This window comes from Mammaliicoccus fleurettii (genome assembly GCF_003970575.1).
Taxonomy (GTDB): domain Bacteria; phylum Bacillota; class Bacilli; order Staphylococcales; family Staphylococcaceae; genus Mammaliicoccus; species Mammaliicoccus fleurettii.
The window spans coordinates 23,051-27,727 of sequence record NZ_RXWZ01000096.1 but is presented as its reverse complement, the minus strand read 5'-3'; the positions used below and the strand labels follow the sequence as shown (position 1 = coordinate 27,727).

At 31.3% G+C, this 4,677-nt stretch carries 6 protein-coding genes; all 6 read right to left on the bottom strand.

Going from position 1 to position 4,677, the window contains the following annotated elements:
• Window positions 1-157: 157 nt before the first annotated feature.
• Window positions 158-430, bottom strand: a complete 273-nt coding sequence (locus CD129_RS08220; RefSeq protein WP_016912122.1) for an HU family DNA-binding protein — start codon at window positions 428-430, stop codon at window positions 158-160.
• Between the two features lie 127 nt (window positions 431-557).
• Window positions 558-1,283: a hypothetical protein gene (locus tag CD129_RS08215; RefSeq protein ID WP_115337424.1), complete on the bottom strand. Its 726-nt coding sequence runs from the start codon at window positions 1,281-1,283 to the stop codon at window positions 558-560.
• Window positions 1,276-1,482 carry a DUF2768 domain-containing protein gene (locus tag CD129_RS08210; RefSeq protein ID WP_078356624.1) on the bottom strand — a complete coding sequence of 69 codons (207 nt, stop codon included), beginning with the start codon at window positions 1,480-1,482 and terminating at the stop codon, window positions 1,276-1,278. The genes CD129_RS08215 and CD129_RS08210 overlap by 8 nt, the downstream gene beginning before the upstream one ends.
• A gap of 17 nt (window positions 1,483-1,499) precedes the next feature.
• A complete protein-coding gene (locus CD129_RS08205; RefSeq protein ID WP_115337423.1) occupies window positions 1,500-2,504 on the bottom strand; it encodes an NAD(P)H-dependent glycerol-3-phosphate dehydrogenase in 1,005 nt (334 codons plus the stop codon).
• A gap of 18 nt (window positions 2,505-2,522) precedes the next feature.
• Complete coding sequence (gene der / locus CD129_RS08200; RefSeq protein ID WP_078356622.1) at window positions 2,523-3,833, bottom strand: ribosome biogenesis GTPase Der; 1,311 nt, start codon at window positions 3,831-3,833, stop codon at window positions 2,523-2,525.
• 109 nt (window positions 3,834-3,942) lie between these two features.
• Window positions 3,943-4,677 (bottom strand): S1 RNA-binding domain-containing protein (locus CD129_RS08195; protein WP_256681904.1); only part of this gene is annotated, 735 nt, incomplete at its 5' end.

The window sequence follows — 4,677 nt, the reverse complement described above, 5'->3', positions numbered from 1 at the left end:
TTATAAATATTTTCAATTTTATCCATCTTATCACCTCAACATTATCACCTATATATCTTAACACTAAGTTTAATGAATTGAAAATGCATATATTTATTTCATTTAAAGAAATAAGACAAATAAAAAAAGCCCTTTAAAAGGGCTTTGACACAATCAATTATTTAACTGCATCTTTTAATGCTTTACCTGCTTTAAATGCTGGAACTTTACTTGCAGGGATATCAATTTCTTTACCAGTTTGTGGGTTACGTCCTTTACGAGCAGCTCTTTCGCGTACTTCAAAGTTACCGAAACCAATTAATTGTACTTTTTCACCGTCAGATAAAGATTTTTGAATTGATTCGAACACTGCGTCTACAGCAAGACCAGCTTCTTTTTTAGTTAAATTAGCTTTTTCACTTACTGAGTTAATTAATTCTGTTTTGTTCATTTCAATTTCACCTCCCAAAAGGTTATCTAATGATATGTATAAATACCATTATGTTAAGACTTTAACACATCAACCAGTGCCACTGCAACGATTTACAAGCCATAAATGTATATTTTCTATAATTTTATTAATATTTTTTCACATTTGATTTAAAAACAGGCTCATTTTTGTTATTTATTGTAAATTCTGGTGAATATGCCGGTAGTATAGGCGTATCTTTATATAGTAAGTATCGAATGTCTGTACCTGGTTTAGGTAGTGATTTTTCTTTTTTTATAGCTTTTGCTAAATCTAAACGGTAATCAATTACAAAATCATTCCCTCCGTTCATATAAACAGGTAATCTTTCATTGCTATATGGACTAGGAACTGTAGGTGCTTTTTTAAAGCCATACTTTTTGTAATCAATTTCGTAGACGTTTGGTGCAACTTTCTTGCCAAGTTGTAACGGTTCACCACTCGCATCAATTCTAATTCTAAGATCTTTCAATACTTCAGATGTTCTTAAATCAATTAAGTGTACTTTTGGATCTTTATCGACATCCATAATGACATATTGATATATACCACCATTTTCAAATGAATTACCAGGTAATTGTGATAAGAACTTTGGCTTCAATTTATTAAAATCTACTGGGTGTTTTAAATAAATTGAGTAGCTGTCATCTCTTTCTTTAAGCGGTAATAATCCATTGCTTGCTTTCTGATATTCATCAACTGCCGTTTGAACCATATTTAATTGATCATTAGCTGGAACTTGATTTTCTTCTTTTTCTTTATCGGGAAATGCACATGCAGTTAAAAATAATGAACAACATAGTATAAGTATCGTAATTTTTTTATAGTTATGCATGGCTAGATCCACCTAATACAACAATCATAAATATACCAGCAAATATAAGAGAAACAACTGCTAGAAACATAGTAATTCCACTAATTATTTTGTTTTTAAATTTAAATCTTGATAAATATACGAGTATAATTGATAAAATCATAAAACCTATCGAATAAAAAGACACCCACATTAAATCCATTCTTGATATATCAAACATTTCATTACCCCACTTGCTTAAATATTCTCTGACTTTTTGTCACGTTCCATAAGATCTTTAACACCTTCTGAAACAGGATAATCTTCAAATAATACTCTATAAAGACCAGATGTAATAGGCATTTCTACATCATATTCTTTAGCTAAATTGTAAGCAGCTTCAGTTGTTCTTACACCTTCAACTACCATATTCATTTCTTCTAAAGCTTCGTCTAATGTTGCACCTTTGCCTAACATGTTACCGCATTTCCAGTTTCTTGAATGTACGGATGTACACGTTACTATTAAGTCACCAATGCCTCCAAGTCCAAGGAATGTCATTGGATCTGCACCCATTTTAACACCTAGACGCGTAATTTCTGCTAAACCTCTAGTAATAAGTGCTGCTTTAGCATTATCCCCATATCCAATTCCATCAGTAATACCTGCAGCAAGAGCGATGATATTTTTCAAAGCGCCACCAATTTCTATTCCGATCAAATCATTATTCGTATAAACACGGAAATAATCCATCATAAATAAATCTTGTGCAAGTCTTGCTACTTCTTCATTTTCTGATGATACTGACACTGTCGTAGGATGCTTAATTGCAACTTCTTCAGCATGACTAGGACCTGATAATACAGCAATTCCACCATTTAATTTAGAATCAATTGATTCATCAAGCATTTCAGAGATTCTTTTAAAAGTTACAGGTTCTATACCTTTAGACACGTGTATAAATACTTTCTTGCCATCAGCAATTTGATTTATATTTTCTGCAACTTCACGAATTGCTTTAGTAGGAACAGCAATAATAAATATTGAAGAATGATGAACAGCATCTTTTAAACTTGTAGATGCTTTAATGTTTTCATTGATTGTAATTTCTTTTAAATATTTTGAATTAGTATGTTCTTTATTAATTTCATTGATTGTATTTTCAGTTTTTCCCCACATTAGTACATCATGTTGATTGTCAGCTAATACGTTAGCTAATGCAGTTCCCCAACTTCCTGTACCAAACACAGTAATATTTGACATATTTATCAATCCTTTAATTTAGTTTCTTTTTCTAGATATTAAATGAACTGGCGTTCCTTCATAACCGAATGCATCTCTTATGCGGTTTTCTAAGAAACGTTTATAAGAAAAGTGCATTAATTCAACATCATTAACGAATATTACAAATGTTGGAGGTTGGATTGCAACTTGTGTTGCATAAAAAATATTTAATCTTCTTCCATTATCTGTAGGTGTTGGATTCATTGCAACAGCATCTGTAATAACTTCATTTAAAGTAGAACTTTGTACACGCTTACGATGGTTTTCATCTGCCATTGTTATTAATGGGAATAATGTTCTTAATCGTGATTTCTCTAAAGCAGAAACAAATGCAATTGGAGCATAATCTAAGAATTGGAAGTTATCTCTAACTTTTTCTTCGAATTTTTTCATCGTTTTAGAGTCTTTTTCTACAGTATCCCATTTATTTACTACTATAACTATTGCTTTACCAGCTTCATGTGCATAGCCAGCAACTTTTTTATCTTGTTCAATAATACCTTCTTCTGCATCAATTACGACAAGAACAACGTTTGATCTTTCAATAGCTTTAAGTGCTCTTAATACAGAATATTTTTCTGTACTTTCATACACTTTACCTTTTTTTCTCATTCCTGCAGTATCAATTAATACGTACTCTTGTTCATCATAAGTATATAAAGTATCAATTGCATCTCTTGTAGTACCTGCTATTGGTGATACAATAACGCGTTCTTCACCTAAAATAGCATTTATCAAACTAGACTTACCAACATTTGGTCGTCCAATAAGTGATAATCTAATTGTTTCATCATCATAATCAGGTTCGTCATCTTCAGGAAAATGTCTAGCTGCTTCATCTAGTAAATCTCCTAATCCTAAACCATGTGAACCTGAAATTGGGAATGGTTCCCCGAAACCTAATGAATAAAAGTCATAAATTTCACTTCTCATCTCAGGGTTATCAATTTTATTAACTGCTAATACAACAGGTTTATTTGATTTGTATAATATTTTAGCTACCATTTCATCAGCTTGAGTTACACCTTCACGACCATTTGCCATGAAGATAATTACATCCGCTTCATCTATAGCTACTTCTGCTTGTGCTCTAATTTGTTTTTGGAATGGCTCATCGCCTAAGTCAATGCCACCAGTATCAATTAAATTAAAGTCATGTGTTAACCACTCACCACTTGAATATATTCTGTCTCTCGTAATACCTGGTGTATCTTCAACAATTGATACTCTTTCTCCAACAATTCTATTAAAAATTGTAGATTTCCCTACATTTGGTTTACCTACAATTGCTATAATGGGTTTCGTCATAAACCTACTTCCTCTCATTCATGATCCTTTTTATTTTAACATATCATCACAGTTTAGCCTATGGAATTAAAAAAAGCCATTCAAAGTTTATTCGAATGGCTTTTTAGGATTATAATTTAAAATCTTTTAATTTATCTCCGAAGACATCACCCAATGTTGGATTATCGTCATCAGAATTTGTTTGATTTAAATAAGACTCATCATAATCTGTTTCTTGTTCAATTGTATCTTTAATTGATAAAGAGATTCTTTCTTCATCCTTATCTATTGATAAAATTTTAACTTGTACATCTTGACCTTTTTCTAAAACTTCATCAGGTTTACCTATATGTTCGTGACTGATTTGTGAAATGTGTACCAAACCTTGTAAACCTGCACCTATTTCCACAAATGCGCCAAATTGTGCTAATCGAACTACTTTACCTGGTACTATATCTCCAACTGAGAAATTATTATCTATTTGTTCAAACGGACTTGGTAAAGTATCTTTGATTGATAAAGAAATTCTTTCAGCGTCTCTATCAATAGCACGAACTTTAACCTTAACTGTATCTCCAACAGTAACTACTTCTTCTGGTGATTTAACATGATCGTGTGATAATTCGGAAACATGTACTAATCCATCTATTCCACCTAAATCAATAAAAGCCCCAAAGTTAGCTATTCTTGCTACTTTACCTTCTAATACATCACCTTGAGATAAATTGTTTAAGAAATCTTCTTTTTGTGAGCTTAAAGACTCTTGTTCAATTTTTTTATGACTTAAAATAACTCTGTTATTAGTTTGATCTAATTCTTCAATTTTAAGTGTTAATACTTTACCTAAATAATTTGAAAAATCTTC